The 15,478-nt window shown below is 62.1% G+C and carries 12 protein-coding genes, 1 tRNA gene and 1 pseudogene; 11 read left to right on the top strand and 3 right to left on the bottom strand.

Going from position 1 to position 15,478, the window contains the following annotated elements; genetic code table 11:
• The first annotated feature begins 54 nt into the window (after window positions 1–54).
• The 4 genes from HX801_RS07690 (at window position 55) to HX801_RS07675 (ending at window position 2,518) form a co-directional block, all read left to right on the top strand.
• Window positions 55–468: a pilin gene (locus HX801_RS07690; RefSeq protein WP_003215925.1), complete on the top strand. Its 414-nt coding sequence runs from the start codon at window positions 55–57 to the stop codon at window positions 466–468.
• A gap of 86 nt (window positions 469–554) precedes the next feature.
• Complete coding sequence (locus tag HX801_RS07685; protein WP_177021852.1) at window positions 555–1,964, top strand: O-antigen ligase; 1,410 nt, start codon at window positions 555–557, stop codon at window positions 1,962–1,964.
• Window positions 1,965–2,003: 39 nt separating this feature from the next.
• A tRNA-Thr gene (locus HX801_RS07680) sits at window positions 2,004–2,076 on the top strand.
• Between the two features lie 136 nt (window positions 2,077–2,212).
• Window positions 2,213–2,518: a DUF6388 family protein gene (locus HX801_RS07675; RefSeq protein ID WP_008437299.1), complete on the top strand. Its 306-nt coding sequence runs from the start codon at window positions 2,213–2,215 to the stop codon at window positions 2,516–2,518.
• A 134-nt stretch (window positions 2,519–2,652) separates the two neighbouring features.
• Here HX801_RS07675 and nadC read toward each other — a convergent pair whose 3' ends face one another.
• On the bottom strand, window positions 2,653–3,501 hold the full coding sequence (gene nadC, locus HX801_RS07670; protein WP_008437288.1) for a carboxylating nicotinate-nucleotide diphosphorylase: 849 nt from the start codon (window positions 3,499–3,501) through the stop codon (window positions 2,653–2,655).
• Window positions 3,502–3,783: 282 nt separating this feature from the next.
• Between nadC and HX801_RS07665 the strand changes: the two genes are divergently transcribed.
• The 5 genes and pseudogenes from HX801_RS07665 to HX801_RS32230 all read left to right on the top strand — a co-directional run bounded on the left by HX801_RS07665 (window position 3,784) and on the right by HX801_RS32230 (window position 9,591).
• Window positions 3,784–5,943: a DUF1631 domain-containing protein gene (locus HX801_RS07665; RefSeq protein ID WP_177021851.1), complete on the top strand. Its 2,160-nt coding sequence runs from the start codon at window positions 3,784–3,786 to the stop codon at window positions 5,941–5,943.
• Window positions 5,944–6,004: 61 nt separating this feature from the next.
• The gene (gene ampD, locus HX801_RS07660) at window positions 6,005–6,568 is read left to right on the top strand and encodes a 1,6-anhydro-N-acetylmuramyl-L-alanine amidase AmpD (RefSeq protein ID WP_003215934.1); all 564 of its coding nucleotides are present in this window, start codon (window positions 6,005–6,007) and stop codon (window positions 6,566–6,568) included.
• Window positions 6,565–7,401: a regulatory signaling modulator protein AmpE gene (gene ampE / locus HX801_RS07655; RefSeq protein ID WP_003215936.1), complete on the top strand. Its 837-nt coding sequence runs from the start codon at window positions 6,565–6,567 to the stop codon at window positions 7,399–7,401. The genes ampD and ampE overlap by 4 nt, the downstream gene beginning before the upstream one ends.
• A gap of 192 nt (window positions 7,402–7,593) precedes the next feature.
• Window positions 7,594–8,685: pseudogene (locus tag HX801_RS32235) on the top strand (methyl-accepting chemotaxis protein); the annotation flags it as partial.
• Entirely contained in the window at window positions 8,662–9,591 is a 930-nt protein-coding gene (locus tag HX801_RS32230) for a methyl-accepting chemotaxis protein (RefSeq protein ID WP_371316559.1), read from the top strand. The pseudogene HX801_RS32235 and the gene HX801_RS32230, both read left to right, overlap by 24 nt.
• Window positions 9,592–9,623: 32 nt before the next feature.
• On the opposite strand, the gene HX801_RS07645 is transcribed toward HX801_RS32230, so the two are convergent.
• Window positions 9,624–10,400, bottom strand: a complete 777-nt coding sequence (locus tag HX801_RS07645) for a TatD family hydrolase (RefSeq protein ID WP_177021849.1) — start codon at window positions 10,398–10,400, stop codon at window positions 9,624–9,626.
• Between the two features lie 5 nt (window positions 10,401–10,405).
• Window positions 10,406–11,401: a catabolite repressor/activator gene (cra, locus tag HX801_RS07640; RefSeq protein ID WP_003215943.1), complete on the bottom strand. Its 996-nt coding sequence runs from the start codon at window positions 11,399–11,401 to the stop codon at window positions 10,406–10,408.
• 294 nt (window positions 11,402–11,695) lie between these two features.
• Here cra and ptsP point away from each other — a divergent pair, with 294 nt between their 5' ends.
• Together ptsP and pfkB are read left to right on the top strand one after the other, a co-directional pair.
• A complete protein-coding gene (ptsP, locus tag HX801_RS07635) occupies window positions 11,696–14,554 on the top strand; it encodes a phosphoenolpyruvate--protein phosphotransferase (RefSeq protein WP_177021848.1) in 2,859 nt (952 codons plus the stop codon).
• On the top strand, window positions 14,555–15,475 hold the full coding sequence (gene pfkB / locus HX801_RS07630; RefSeq protein ID WP_177021847.1) for a 1-phosphofructokinase: 921 nt from the start codon (window positions 14,555–14,557) through the stop codon (window positions 15,473–15,475). It abuts the gene before it with no gap.
• The last annotated feature ends 3 nt before the right edge of the window (window positions 15,476–15,478 follow it).

Raw genomic sequence — 15,478 nt, 5'->3', positions numbered from 1 at the left:
AGACGGGGTGCAGGATGCGCCTCGCGAAAGGTTTTATTCTGGAGAGTGAATGTGATGCGTCAGAAAGGTTTTACCTTGATCGAATTGTTGATCGTCGTGGCAATCATCGGCATTTTGGCCACCATCGGCCTGCCCATGTACACCAAGCACCAGGCCAAGGCCAAGTTCACCGCAGGGCTGGCCGAAGTCTCCGCGTTGAAGGCGGGCTTTGAAGACACGCTGAACCAGGGGACGCCACCGACCTTGGCGTTGATTGGCGGGACCAGCCCAACGGCCAACTGCAGGATTGACGTGACCGGCGACATCGCCACCGGTGCTGGCACGATTGCCTGTGAAATCCTCGACGCACCCGCGCCGGTCCTGGGCAAGATCATCACCTTGACCCGTAGCGCCACAACCGGCTGGAAGTGCACCACCACGGCAGAAGACCAATACGCCGCTAAAGGTTGTGCTTCCGGCGGCGCGTGATCATCAGGTCGTCTACTGTTTACGCAGCAAGGAAGAGCGTGTGTGTAAACCGCTCTACGCCCATCACAAGGAAGTAGAGGTTGCCGATGACGTCGTCTGTCCAGCAGCGGGGGAACATATTCCTCGTCGTGGTTATGTGTCTGCTGATGCTGGCGATCTGCGCGCCTTTCAGTAGTCATGACTGGCAACGTGCGGTGCAGATATGGGTGGCGCTGTGTGCGGTGGTGTATGGGCTGTGCTTGCCGCAGGCAGAGCGATGCGTAGACAGGTCGACAGCGCTCGGGGTGTCGCTGATCGGGGGCGCGGGGCTGGTTTCGGCCCTGTTGGCCCACCAGCCACTCTGGGCGTTGACCGAGCTGGCGCTGCTCATCAGTTGTTGCGCCACTGCTGTGGCTTTCAGCCGGGCCAGGCGCAATGGGGATGAGTCCCTGGATCGTGTATTGGTCCTGTTCGTATTGCTGCTGTGCATGGTTAAAAGCATTCAATATCTGCACGCCGGGGTCCTCGCCTTCACCAGCGGCGAAGCAATCGTGAATACCGATTTGCTGTTGTCCGGGTTCTCCAATAAACGTTTCTACGGTCAGTTCCAGACCTTCACCCTGCCGCTGCTGGCGCTTCCCTTGCTGGTTTCAAACGTCGCTCGTCCAGCGCGGGGCGCAGTGTTCGCCCTGCTGTGTGTCTGGTGGCTGATCGCGATCGGTGGCGGTACCCGCGGCACCTGGCTCGGTATGGGCGCTGCCGGCTGCGTGCTGATGTTCCTGGGGCCGCAGGGGCGTCGTTGGCTGGGCTGGCAGTTGGCGGCACTGGCCTGTGGGTTAGTGTTGTATTGGTTGGTCTTCACGGTGCTGGCAGGGTACTTGGGGATTGTAATTTCCAATGGTGCCGTAGACCGACTGACCACCAGCCTCTCGGGGCGTGGGCCTATATGGTGGCAGGCCTGGAGCATGATTATCGAGCGGCCCTGGCTGGGTTTCGGGCCGATGCATTTTGCCGACATCGCCAATGACATTGCCGCTCACCCTCACCAGGCGATTCTGCAATGGGCCAGCGAATGGGGCGTACCGTCGACGCTGTGCGTGATCGCGTTGGTTGCGTGGGCGGGTTGGTCAACCTTGGGCGTGTTGCGTGAGCGTGCGTTGTCCTTGGCGCCCGTGGACCTGCTGCGCCTGTGCCTGTTTGCCTCGCTGATCGGTGCACTGGCCCAGGCACAGGTGGATGGGGTGATCGTGATGCCGGTGTCGCAACTCTGGCTGGCGCTGGTGGTTGGCTGGCTGATGGGATTGCATGTGTGGCGCGTTCCATCGGTCGCCCCGATGCCGGCGTTGTACAGGGTGTGGATGGCCGCGAGCGTCGTGGCCGTGGGCTTGCTGGTGTTCGTCGCGATTCGTGACGTGCCCCGACTCACGGAGCGCAGCGAGCGCTACATGGGCCTGGGCAACGGTCACCTGCAGCCACGCTTTTGGGTGCAAGGTGTGATTGCCCTCGAAATGCAGTGAGTTGCCGGACGTCCAAGGCAGTGCTAGCTTTAGCCCACCGCCCGTGTAGCTCAGCCGGTAGAGCAGCGCACTCGTAACGCGAAGGTCGCAGGTTCGATTCCTGTCTCGGGCACAAAGGCAACACAGTTTTCAGATGATCCCAGAATGGTTCTGAAGGCCAGACGAACCGGTATTCATGCCTGTTCTTTTGTATCTGCGCGACCTTGATGACCCAGATGCATCCCCATTCCTCGATCTAAGAGAACGACATGACCACACAAGAAATGACCCAGGAAGCGCGGCACGAAGCAGCCCTCAAAAAGTACGTCGCGGAGTCGCCGGAACTGCTGGATGAGATCAAGGACCTGAGCGCCGATGATCAAAGGGACCAGATCCAATGGGCGTTTGAGGATGAGGCCGAGGCCCAGGGCCTGCAGCCATGGGAACTGACCCTGAAGTACACCTCCACCCCCGAAGCGTTCGAGGCGGCTCGCCTGGCTTTGCACAAGGAAGCGGCCGAGGTGCTGGGTGTCGACTGGAATGAGTATTGCGGGATGAACAATCTCGCGATCTGACACAAGTTTGATGTGGCGAGGGAGCTTGCTCCCGCTGGGTTGCCAAGCGACCCCAAAAACCTTGGGAGCGCTGCGCACTCCAGCGGGAGCAAGCTCCCTCGCCACAAAAGCAGGCGCTTACATTCAAGGGCGTTTCAGAGACTAAGCCGCATCGACAAATCCACCGCCTTCACATCCTTGGTCATCGCCCCGATGGAGATGTAGTCCACGCCGGTTTCAGCGATGGGCAGCAGGGTGCTTTCGTTGATCCCGCCACTGGCCTCCAGCTTGGCTTTGCCGTTGTTCAGGCGCACCGCTTCGCGCATGTCATCCAGGCTCAGCTCATCCAGCATGATGATGTCGGCGCCCGCCGCCAGTGCCTCACGCAGTTCCTCCAGGCTTTCCACTTCGATTTCCACCGGCTTGCCCGGGGCGATCTTGTGGGCGGCGCTGATGGCCTGGGCAATGCCGCCGCAGGCTGCGATATGGTTTTCCTTGATCAGGAACGCGTCATACAGGCCGATGCGGTGGTTGTGGCAACCACCGCAGGTCACTGCATATTTTTGCGCCAGGCGCAGGCCGGGCAGGGTCTTGCGGGTATCCAGCAGCTTGACCTGGGTGGACGCGACAAAGTCCGCCAGGTATTGGGCGCGGGTGGCAACGCCTGACAACAGTTGCAGGAAATTCAGCGCGCAACGCTCGCCACTGAGCAGCGAGCGGGCCGGGCCTTCGAGGTGAAACAGCGCCTGGTTGGGGCTGACACGTTCGCCGTCGCGCACCTGCCAATGCACCGCGACGCGTGGGTCCAATTGGCGAAACACCGCTTCCACCCAGGCCGTGCCGCTGATGACGGCGGCGTCGCGCGTGATGATCGTGGCCTTGGCCAGGCGTTCGGCGGGGATCAGTTGTGCGGTGATATCCCCGCTGCCGATGTCTTCCAGCAGTGCGCGACGCACGTTGGCTTCGATTTCGGCGGTCAGGTCGGCTAGACGAAGATTGGGCATAACAGGCTCCACAAACAAAGTGCCTGGATTATAGGGGCAGGGCGGGCCTGAACCCAAGGCAACTGGCACCTCGGGTGCGGTGCGCGATGTTCATTTACACGGCAATCACAGAGTTCGCTGGCGCAACAACCCTCATTTGCAAGATAATCTCGCGCCTTGCAATTGGCGTCATAGCTTTGACGTCACGGTGATAGCCCGATTTTCGCAGTGCCCCGGCGTGCTTCGCGCTGTTGCTGCACCGATCTTTCACACAATCGAATACCGCCGTTTCAGGAGGCCAGGATGCACAATGACGGGAAGGTGGTGCCGATCAATAAGGCACGGGCGACGCCATCGCCGCTCGCCCGCCTGCCGGTGGTGTTGCTCCAGGTCCGTGACAAGGCGGCGCAGCAACTCAGGCAGGGACTGCAGGAGCTGTTTGATAACGCCGACGACACCCTGTTCGAAATGGCCGACAAGACCCGCAGTAACGTCGACCACGGTATTTTCTTTGAAGCCATGCGCGACCTGCGCCTCAAGCGCAAGAATTTCGAGCGTGGCTTCATGGAGCAACTCTACGAAGCGTTTGCCAATCTTGGCAACGTGGAGCGCGGTGAGCTGCAACTGATTCCGGTGGTGTCCTACACCGCGGCGCCCGGGGTCTCGGGCGATGAGCTGGAAAAAGCCGTCGCGCTCGAGGCCATGCTGGGCAAGGTGCTGCGCCGTGACGGGCTCGCCCTTGGGCAATTGACAGCCCGGCTGAATGCCTTGCTCGACAAACGCCTGGATGATCGGGACAACCCCCTGGGCCCGGCAATGCTGTGCGCGTTTTTTCTGCAAGCAGGACGCAGCCTTGGCGTGGAAATCCGGGTCAAGCTGATCATTCTCAAGCTGTTTGAGAAATACGTGCTCAGTGACGCTGATCTGTTGTACGGCGAAGCCAATCAGTTGCTGATCGCCACCGGCGTATTGCCCGAACTCAAGGCCGTGCCATCGCGGCGCGCCGTCGCCACGGCCGAGTTGCCTGAAGACACCCCGCCGATTGCCGGACACCCGGCAGACGACAGCGGCCAGGAAGTTTTCGCGGCGTTGCAGGAATTGCTGTCGGCAGTGCGCGGCAGCGTGGCACCCACGCTGGAAGCCAGCGCCGAGACCCAGCCCATCTCCACCCGTGACTTGCTGCGCCTGCTGTCCCATTTGCAGCAATATGTGCCTGAGCCTGAGGTCGAGGATGATTTCGACCTGCGCAACCAGCTTGAACAATTGCTGACCCGGGTCAGCGTCAAGAGCGGCAAGTCTCGGGTGGTGGAGGATGCGGACGAGGATGTGATCAACCTGATCGCCATGCTGTTCGAGTTCATCCTCAATGACGGTACGGTGCCCGAATCCCTCAAGGCGCTGATCGCCCGCCTGCAGATCCCGATGCTGAAAGTGGCGGTGCTGGACAAGAGTTTTTTCAGCCGCACCAATCACCCGGCGCGACGCTTGCTCAATGAAATCGCTTTGGCGGCCATGGGCTGGAGCCAGCGCGACGATTATCAGCGCGACAGCCTGTACCTGCACATCGAGCAGGTGGTGCAGCGGTTGCTGAACGATTTTGTGGATGATCCGGCGATCTTTTCCCAGCTCCTGACCGAGTTCACCGCGTTTACCCATGACGAGCGACGCCGCAGCGAATTGCTAGAGCAACGTACCCGCGATGCGGAAGAAGGGCGCGCCCGTACCGAAATCGCTCGTCAGCGTGTAGCCGAAGCCCTCAATCTGCGGTTGCTGGGCAAAGTACTGCCCGAGGTCGTGGTGCAGTTCCTGCAACAGGCCTGGAGCCAGGTGCTGTTGCTGGCGTGCCTGAAGCATGGTGAGCACTCGCCACAATGGCTGGCCGGGTTGCGCACCATGGACGAGTTGATCTGGAGTGTCGGCCTCAGCGAAGACACCGACGCCGGCCGGCACCTGCTGGAGCAGTTGCCAGGCTTGCTGAAAGCCTTGCGCGATGGGTTGAGCGGCGCGGCATTCGATCCCTTCATTACCCGGGAATTTTTCACCCGCTTGCAAACCCTGCATGTCCAGTCGTTCCGGGGCAGTGCCGAGGAACAACCGTCGCTGTCGCAAGTCGAGGTGCGCGAGGCATTCGTCCTCAGTCCCGCGGCACCGGCCATCGAGGCGAGCCTGCCGGAAGATGATCCCGACCTGCTCAAGGTTCGCCAACTGCGGATCGGTTGCTGGGTGGAATTTCAGGAAGATGCCGAAAACACCCTGCGTTGCAAGCTGACGGCGATTATTGCGCCGGGCAATACCTGTATTTTCGTCAATCGAACCGGCCTCAAGGTATTGGAAAAAAATCCGCTTGAACTGGCCCTGGAGTTCAAGCGCGGCGCGGTGCGAACCCTGGATGATGCGCTGTTGTTCGACCGCGCCCTGGCTTCGGTGATTGGCAACCTGCGCCAACTTCATCGCGCCAAGTGATCGCAACCAGACAGCGGAACGCGGCATACTGAGTCACCCCAGCCTCGTTCAAGGAACCAGTATGCAGTTGGACCCCGCCAGCGGTTGGTGCCAGGGCATTCGTCATTGCCCCTCGCCCAACTTCAACGAGCGCCCCGGTGGCGAGATTTCCCTGTTGGTGGTGCACAACATCAGCCTGCCACCGGCGCAATTCGCCACCGGCAAGGTGCACGAGTTTTTCCAGAATCGCCTGGATGTCACGGAACATCCCTACTTTGAAGGTATTGCCGACCTACGGGTTTCTGCGCATTTTCTGATTGAGCGTGATGGCGCGGTGACGCAGTTTGTCTCGTGCCGGGACCGAGCCTGGCATGCCGGGGTATCGAGCTTCGAGGGGCGTGAGACGTGTAACGACTTTTCCCTGGGGATCGAGCTGGAGGGCACTGATGACCTGCCCTTCACCGATGCCCAGTATCAATCCCTGATCGCCCTGACGCGCCAGTTGCTGGCGGCGTACACGGGCATTACCCGCCAGCGCATTTGTGGCCATAGCGATATCGCCCCGGGACGCAAGACCGACCCCGGACCCGAATTTGATTGGGCGCGCTTTCGCAGCGCCTTGCAGGATGGAGGACACGCACAATGAGTTTTCTGGTGTTGGTGCTGGCGGTATGGATCGAGAAGTTCTCGGCCCTGCGTCACCGAATACAACGTGATGGCGGTTGGTTGCGGGAACTGGCCAAGCTGGAGTCGAGCGCCAGCCTGGGCAAGCAGCCGTGGCTGATCCTCACATTGCTGGTGCTGCTGCCGGTGGCCTTGCTTGCGTTGTTGTTGCTGGTGCTGGAGCCAGTGGCCTATGGCCTGTTGGCGCTGCCGGTGCACCTGCTGGTGGTGATCTACAGCCTGGGCCGTGGCGATCTCTTGGCCGGATTGGGCCCGTTCCGTGATGCCTGGCGCCGGGGTGACCTGCAAGCGGCCGAACATGTGGCCGAACGTGACTTGAGCATCAGTGCCGACAGTGGTGAGCAGTTGCTGGAGCGGGTCCAGGGCCATCTGTTGTGGCAGGCCTACCAAAGCTTCTTCGCGGTGATTTTCTGGTACTTCCTCCTCGGGCCGGTGGCCGCCCTGGCCTACCGTCTGCTGGCGCTGGCGACCGAGAACAGCAAGAACCCACTGGTGGCCGAGCGTGCCGGGCAATTGCGCCATGCCTTCGACTGGTTGCCGGTACGTTTGCTGGCGGCGAGTTTCGCCCTGGTCGGCAACTTTGTGGCGGTCGGCCGGGTGATGCTGCATGAGCTGCTGAGCTGGGACATCAGTGCTGCGCAACTGGTGGAGAAGGTGGGCCTGGTGGCCGCGGAGATCCCGCCACCGGTGGTAGGCGCCGAGGGCATCAACAGCCTTGATCGTATCTGGGAGTTGCTGCTGCGTGCCGCCGTGCTGTGGTACGCCGGCTTTGCCATCTGGACCGTGCTGCCCTGATTTGCCTCCCTGTAGGAGCGGGCAAGCTCGCTCCTACCTCGTTAACCTTAAGTTACAAACCTCCTTTTCGAATTGAGCTATACAGACAGAGCGCCAAATAGTGGCTATCTGCCGCCGCCCTGCGCCCTCAATAAAAATAAAAGAAAAGGGAGTTCACCTGTGAAGAGCTTGCTCTATCCCGCCGTCGCGTTCATGAACCGCCTGACCTTCGGCATGAAGTTCAGCCTTATCAGCGTGCTGTTCCTGTTGCCGATGCTGGCCACCAACTACTACCTGGTGCGCGATTCCTGGCGAGAATTCCAGGGCACTCGCATCGAGCTGCAAAGCCTCGACCTGCTGGGCAGCAGCCTGGCCCTGCGCCGCGACCTGGAAACCCTGAACAACCAGGTACAGATCAACGCAACCCTCGGCCAATCAGGCAAGGCCGGTGATATCGAAAACAAAATCACCGCCCTCGAAGACAGTCTGCTGCAGCGCCTGCAAAGCTTCCACGCCCTGTCCGCCGACCCTGAGCAGGCCGCCGCCTTCGAAGCCAAGCGCGATGAAATGATCGCCGCCTTCAAGGCCCAGCAACAGGAAACTTCACTGCTCAGCAAAAGCGCGCTGATCGGCAAACTCCTCAACAAGGCGCAGATGCTCAGCCAGATCATCGCCAGCCAGTCGGGTTTGAGCCGTGACCCCCAGGGCGACCTGCGCCAACTCAGTGAACTGATCACCAGCGTCACCCCGCAAGTCACCCAGACCCTGGGGGAAGGCCGGGCCATGGGGGCTTATTCGTTGGGCCAGGGTTTTCTCAATTCGTCGTCCAGCACTCGTTTTGACGAGCTGCTGCAGCAACTGGAAAAGCTCCAGGCGGAATACGGCCTGAAACTGCAGGATGCCCTCGGCTCCAGCAAGCCCGCCCACGCAGCATTGGCGAGCCTGGCGGACGCGAGCAAGGCCAGCCTCAAGCAAGGCAGTGAGTTGTTCGAAGAGCAGGTCGTGGTGGCCGAAACCCTCGACGCCCCATGGCAAGGCTTCTACGACGACGTCAGCACGTTGATGGCCAAGACCTATCAGCTCGACGAAGCCACCCTGACCTTTCTCGAGCAGCAACTGGAGCAACGCCTGTCAGAAAACCGCACGCACATGATCGGATTGGTGGCGGCACTGGCGTCGGTGTTTTTGCTGATCTTCTATTTGTATGCCGGTTTCTACGCCTCCACCCGCACCACCTTGCGCCGCCTGGGGGCGACGATGGACAAGGTGGCGGCCGGTGACATGACCGTCACCTTCGTCGCCCACAGCCGCGACGAACTGGGGGATTTGGGCCAGGTGTTCAACGCCACCGTGGCCAAAATCCATGACCTGATCGAGCGGGTAGGGCACACCGTCAACCAGGTCGAACACCAGGCCGGGCAAGTGGAGTCAGTCTCGGCCAGCAGCAACCAGGCCGTGTCCGGCCAACGCAGCCAGATCGAGCAAGTGGCGACCGCCATGAACCAGATGTCCTCCACTGCCCAGGAAGTGGCGCGCAGTGCAGCGGCGGCGGTCAGCAGCGCCCACAGCGTCAACGATGAAACCGTCAGCGGACGCGGCCTGGTGCAGTCCCAGCAAGGCAGTATCGCGGCGTTGGCTTCGGAGATCGATCAATCGGTACGGGTCATCAACCAATTGGCTATCGACAGCCAATCCATCAGTCGCGTACTGGAAGTGATCAAGAGCATTGCTGAACAGACCAATCTGCTGGCGTTGAATGCCGCCATCGAGGCCGCGCGCGCCGGTGAGCAAGGACGCGGTTTCGCCGTGGTGGCCGATGAAGTGCGCACTTTGGCCCGGCGCACCCAGCACTCCACCGAAGAGATCGAGCAGATGATTGCCAAGCTCCACAGCGGTGTCGGCGCTGCGGTGAAGGCCATGGGCACCAGCCACGAGATGGCCAATGGCACGGTGGGGCAGTCGGAAAAAGTCCAGCAGGCCCTCGAAAACATCCTCGGCGCGGTAGGCATGATCGTCGACCAGAACCAGCAGATTGCCGCCGCCGTCGAACAGCAGACTGCCGTGGCCCATGACATCGATCAGAACATCGTCGAGATCAATCGCGCCGGTGAACATGCAGCGCAGGGCGCGCACCAGACTGAAGAGGCCAGCCGGCAGTTGTCCTTGCAAGTGATCGAGCTGAAGCAGTTGATCGGGGCCTTTCGAGTGTGAGGCATGGCCAGGCATGCATCGGGGATGGGCCCCTACCAGTTGAACAGCTCGCAGGCAGTACGGGTGCTCGCCTCGGCCAGCGCTGAGGAGCTGATGCCCATACGCTCCGCCAGGGCGGCGCAGATGTCTGGCAGGTGTTCGGGGCTGTTGCGCTGGCCGGGGTACATCACGGGGGCCATGTCCGGTGAGTCGGTTTCCAGTACCACGCTTTCCAGCGGCAGCCGGGCGATCACCTTGTGCATGCGCAGGGCTTGCGGCCACGTGGCCGCGCCGCCCAGGCCCAGTTTGAAGCCGAGCTTGATGTACTCGCGGGCCTCTTCCTGGCTGCCGGCAAATGCGTGGATGATTCCGCCCCGTGGCAGCCGAATGCGCTTGAGAGTGGCGATCACGGCAGCGTGGCTGCGGCGCACATGCAGCAGCGCCGGCAGTTGGAAATCCACCGCCAGCTTCAGTTGCGCTTCAAACAGGCTTTGCTGGCGTTCGCGGTCCAGCTGTTCGAGGAAATAATCCAGGCCGATTTCGCCCACCGCGCACAGTTGCCGGTGGCCGTTCAGGCGGGTCAGCCAGTCGCCCAGTTCCGTCAGGTCGGCGGGGCGATGGTGGTCGAGATACACCGGGTGCAGGCCGAAGGCGGCGAATAAATCCGCGTCGGTTTGCACCAGGTCCCACAACCGTTGCCAATTCTGCTGATAGACCCCGAGCACCACCATCCTGCGCACGCCCAGGCGGCGACTGCGGCTCAGGACTTCGCGGCGGTCCGTATCGAAGTCCGGAAAATCCAGATGGGTGTGGCTGTCGATCAGCTCCACACCGCTTACTCCGAGTGAATCCGCTGCTTGAACGTACGGCCGATGGCATGCACGCCGGGTTCGTAGTGCTGTTCTTCAATGGCCGCCAGCGCCAGGCGCAGCGCGGTGTCGGCAATCAACTGATGCTGCTGGGCCATGGCATTCACCGGCAGCGGCAGGAAATCCAGCAGTTGGGTGTCGCCAAACGTCCCCAGTCGCAGTGGCCGGGATTTGAGCGGGAAGTCATGCAGCGCGTCAAACACCCCTTGCAGCAGGACGTAGGACGTAGTCACCAGTGCGTCAGGCAAATGCCCCAGGCTTTGCAGCAACTGCTCCATCAGCTGTCGGCCACAGTCGCGGCTGAACGACTCGCCTTGTTCGATCAGCACTTCGCCGCTGAAGTCTTTCAGCGCTTGCTTGAAACCGGCGGTACGTTCCTGGCTGATGCTCAGCTCTGGCCGCGCGCCGATCAACACGATCTGCTTGGGCAGCGGGTGCAGCAGGCTGCTGGTCAATTGCTGGCAGGCCTGGCGATCATCGCTGACCACCGAGCAAAACTGCGTAGACTCCATCACCCGGTCGATGGCGATCACCGGCAAACCCTTGGCTTGCAGTTCGCGGTAGCTGTCGTCGGTGGCCGGCAGGCAGCTGGCGACAAACAGCGCATCGCAACGGCGGGCGCGGAACAGTTGCAGCAGTTGCCGCTCACTGTTGGCGTCGTCGTCGGAGCTGGCGATCAGCAATTGATAGCCGCGGGCACGGGCGCCTTGTTCGAGCAACTTGGCGATGCGTGCGTAACTGGGGTTTTCCAGGTCCGGCAGGATAAAACCCAGGGTACGGGTGTGCCGGCTGCGCAGCCCGGCGGCCTGGGGGTTGGGCGTAAAGCCATGTTCTTCAACCACGGCGCGCACCCGTTCGACGGTTGCGCTGCTGATCCGTTGCTGTTCGGCCTTGCCATTGATGACGTAGCTGGCGGTGGTCACAGACACACCGGCAATGCGCGCGATATCACTGAGTTTCAAACCGGGATTTCCTTGTTTTTTAGAGCTTGCCCCGACATTTTGTCCAATCGTAACCGATTACTGCAGGCGACCATTGTCGCAACTCAACAGCCGAGTGGCTCTTCAATCATGGGAAATTAACGCGTAATCTGCCATAAATTCTAGATTAAACGTTTCAGCAAGCGTATTTTTACGATTATCGCGACGAGTGTGGTCCTGCCAACTGACCACTCAGTCAATTTTATTCGAACGCTTTTGCACTGATTTATTCAAAATAATACCTAGTGCGCCCGCCGCACTAACTAGGAGAACGGCATGCTTGAGCTCACCCACGAGCAGATATCCATGGGCCAGACGGCTGTGGATAAGTCTGCTGCCTTGCAACTGCTCGCTGAAAAACTGGTGGCCGATGGCCTGGTCGCCGAGGGTTACCTCAGTGGCTTGCAAGCGCGTGAAGCCCAAGGTTCGACCTTTCTCGGCCAGGGTATCGCCATCCCCCACGGCACCCCCGAAACCCGCGACCAAGTGTTCGCCACCGGCGTGCGCCTGCTGCAATTTCCCGACGGCGTGGATTGGGGCGATGGCCAGATCGTCTACCTGGCGATCGGCATTGCCGCCAAATCCGACGAACACCTGCGCCTGCTGCAACTGCTGACCCGTGCCCTTGGCGAGACCGACCTGGGCCAGGCCCTGCGTCGCGCCAGTTCTGCCGAGGCCTTGCTGAAACTGCTACAAGGTGCGCCGCAGGAGCTGGCGCTGGACGCACAGATGATTGGCCTGGGCGTGTCGGCTGATGATTTCGAAGAACTGGTGTGGAGAGGCGCACGCCTGCTGCGCCAGGCCGATTGCGTGAGCAATGGCTTTGCCGCCGTGCTGCAACAAGTCGACGCGCTGCCCCTGGGCGATGGCTTGTGGTGGTTGCACAGCGAGCAGACGGTGAAGCGCCCGGGCCTGGCTTTTGTCACCCCGGATAAACCGATGCGTTACCTGGGCCAGCCATTGAGCGGCCTGTTCTGCCTGGCCAGCCTCGGCGAGGCCCACCAGACCTTGCTCGAACGCCTGTGTGCCTTGCTGATCGAAGGCCGTGGCCAGGAACTCGGCCGCGCCACCAGCAGCCGGGCCGTACTGGAAGTGCTCGGCGGTGAACTGCCAGCCGACTGGCCAAGCGTGCGCATTGCCCTGGCCAACGCCCACGGGCTGCATGCGCGCCCGGCGAAGATCCTCGCGCAATTGGCGAAAAGTTTTGCCGGTGAAATCCGTGTGCGCATCGTCGATGGAGACGTCGGCGCGGTATCGGTAAAAAGCCTGAGCAAGTTGCTCAGCCTCGGTGCGCGTCGCGGCCAGGTACTGGAGTTTGTCGCCGAGCCAACCATTGCCGGTGACGCCTTGCCCGCCTTGCTGGCGGCAGTGGAAGACGGCCTCGGCGAAGAAGTCGAGCCGCTGCCGGCAGTCAGCGCCCAACAAGCCGTGGTCGAGATCGAACCGGTGATCAGCGCGCCAGTGTCCGGCAGCCTGATCCAGGCCATCGCCGCCGCCCCCGGCATTGCGATTGGCCCGGCGCATATCCAGGTGCTGCAACCTTTCGAATACCCGCTGCGCGGCGAGTCGCCGGTGATCGAGCGCCAGCGCCTGCACGCGGCATTGACCGACGTGCGCCGGGACATCCAGGGCCTGATCGAGCGCAGCAAATCCAAGGCCATCCGCGAGATCTTCATCACCCACCAGGAGATGCTCGACGACCCGGAACTGACCGACGAAGTCGAGACGCGCCTCAAGCAGGGCGAAAGCGCCGAGGCCGCGTGGATGAGCGTGATCGAAGCCGCCGCCAAACAGCAGGAATCGTTGCAGGACGCCTTGCTCGCCGAGCGCGCTGCCGATCTGCGTGACATTGGCCGCCGCGTGCTGGCACAACTGTGCGGCGTCGAAACCGCCCAGGAGCCGGACGAACCCTACATCCTGGTGATGGACGAAGTGGGGCCCTCGGACGTGGCGCGCCTGGACCCGGTGCGTGTCGCCGGCATCCTCACTGCCCGTGGCGGCGCCACCGCCCACAGCGCCATCGTCGCCCGTGCTTTGGGCATTCCCGCGCTGGTGGGTGCAGGCCCTGCTGTATTGCTGTTGGCTTCGGGCACGCCGTTGTTGCTGGATGGCCAGCGCGGTCGCCTGCATGTGGACGCCGACGCCGCCACCTTGCAGCGCGCCACCGTCGAACGCGACACCCGCGAACAACGTCTGCAAGCCGCCGCTGCCCAACGCCATGAACCGGCCCTGACCCGCGATGGCCATGCCGTCGAAGTATTCGCCAATATCGGCGAAAGCGCCGGGGTTGCCGGCGCGGTGGAGCAGGGCGCCGAAGGCATCGGCCTGCTGCGCACCGAACTGATTTTCATGGCCCACAAACAAGCGCCCGACGAAGCCACCCAGGAAGCCGAATACCGCCGCGTGCTCGACGGCCTCGGCGGCCGGCCGCTGGTGGTGCGCACCCTTGATGTGGGCGGTGACAAACCGCTGCCTTACTGGCCGATCGCCAAGGAAGAAAACCCCTTCCTCGGCGTGCGCGGCATTCGCCTGACCCTGCAACGCCCGCAGATCATGGAAGCGCAATTGCGCGCACTGTTGCGTTCGGCAGACAACCGTCCACTGCGCATCATGTTCCCGATGGTTGGCAGTGTTGACGAGTGGCGCCAGGCCCGGGACATGACCGAGCGCCTGCGCCTGGAAATCCCGGTGGCCGACCTGCAACTGGGGATCATGATCGAAGTGCCGTCGGCCGCGTTGCTGGCGCCGGTACTGGCCAAGGAAGTGGACTTCTTCAGCGTCGGCACCAACGACCTGACCCAATACACCTTGGCCATCGACCGTGGCCATCCGACGCTGTCGGCCCAGGCTGACGGCCTGCATCCGGCGGTGTTGCAACTGGTCGACATCACCGTGCGCGCCGCCCATGCCCATGGCAAATGGGTCGGCGTGTGCGGCGAGCTGGCAGCCGACCCGTTGGCAGTTCCGGTGCTGATCGGCCTGGGAGTGGATGAGCTGAGTGTGTCTGCGCGCAGCATCCCCGAGGTCAAGGCACGGGTGCGTGAATTCAGTCTGAGCGAGGCCCAGGGCCTGGCACAAAAAGCCCTGGCGGTGGGTTCTCCCGCCGAAGTGCGTGCGCTTGTGGAGGCCGTGTAAATGGCAAGGATTTTAAGCCTGACGCTGAACCCGGCGTTGGACCTGACGGTGCGCCTGGCGCGCCTGGAACCGGGCGAGGTCAACCGCAGCGAAGCGATGATCACCCACGCTGCCGGCAAGGGCGTGAACGTCGCGCAGGTGCTGGCGGACCTTGGTCATCAGATGACCGTGGGCGGCTTTCTTGGAGAGGACAATCCCCAGGCATTCGAGATGCTGATTGCCCGTCGCGGTTTTACCGATGCCTTTATTCGCGTGCCGGGCGAAACCCGCAGCAATATCAAGATCGCCGAGCAGGACGGGCGGGTCACGGATGTCAATGCGCCGGGCCCGTTGGTCAGCGAGCAGGCGCAACACGCACTGCTTGAGCAACTGGCGCGGATTGCTCCGGGCTACGACGCCGTCGTCGTGGCCGGCAGCCTGCCACGCGGCATCACCCCTCAGTGGTTCCAGGGCCTGCTGCAGCAACTGAAAAACCTCGGCTTGAAAGTCGCCCTGGACACCAGCGGCGAAGCGCTGCGCGCCGGATTGAACGCCGGCCCGTGGTTGGTCAAACCCAATACCGAAGAGCTGGCCGATGCCCTTGGTCATTCCACAGATGCCATCCGCCAACTGCATCGGCAAGGTGTTGAGCATGTGGTGGTCTCCGACGGTGCCGCAGGTGTGAGCTGGTATAGCCCGGATACCGCGCTGCACGCCACGCCGCCCAAGGTAACCGTGGCCAGTACCGTAGGCGCCGGCGACTCGCTGCTGGCCGGGATGCTTCACGGTTTGCTCAGTGGCGATACGCCGGAGCAGACCTTGGGCCGCGCCACCGCCATTGCCGCGATGGCGGTCACGCAGATCGGCTTTGGCATCACCGACGAAGCGCAGCTTGAGACTTTGCAGAGCGGCGTCCACGTGCGCCCGCTGACAGAACAATAAGAG

The organism is Pseudomonas sp. G1002 (genome assembly GCF_013385455.1).
Taxonomy (GTDB): domain Bacteria; phylum Pseudomonadota; class Gammaproteobacteria; order Pseudomonadales; family Pseudomonadaceae; genus Aquipseudomonas.
Note: the sequence above shows the minus strand (reverse complement) of the source record. Positions and strands in the feature narration are given on the sequence as shown.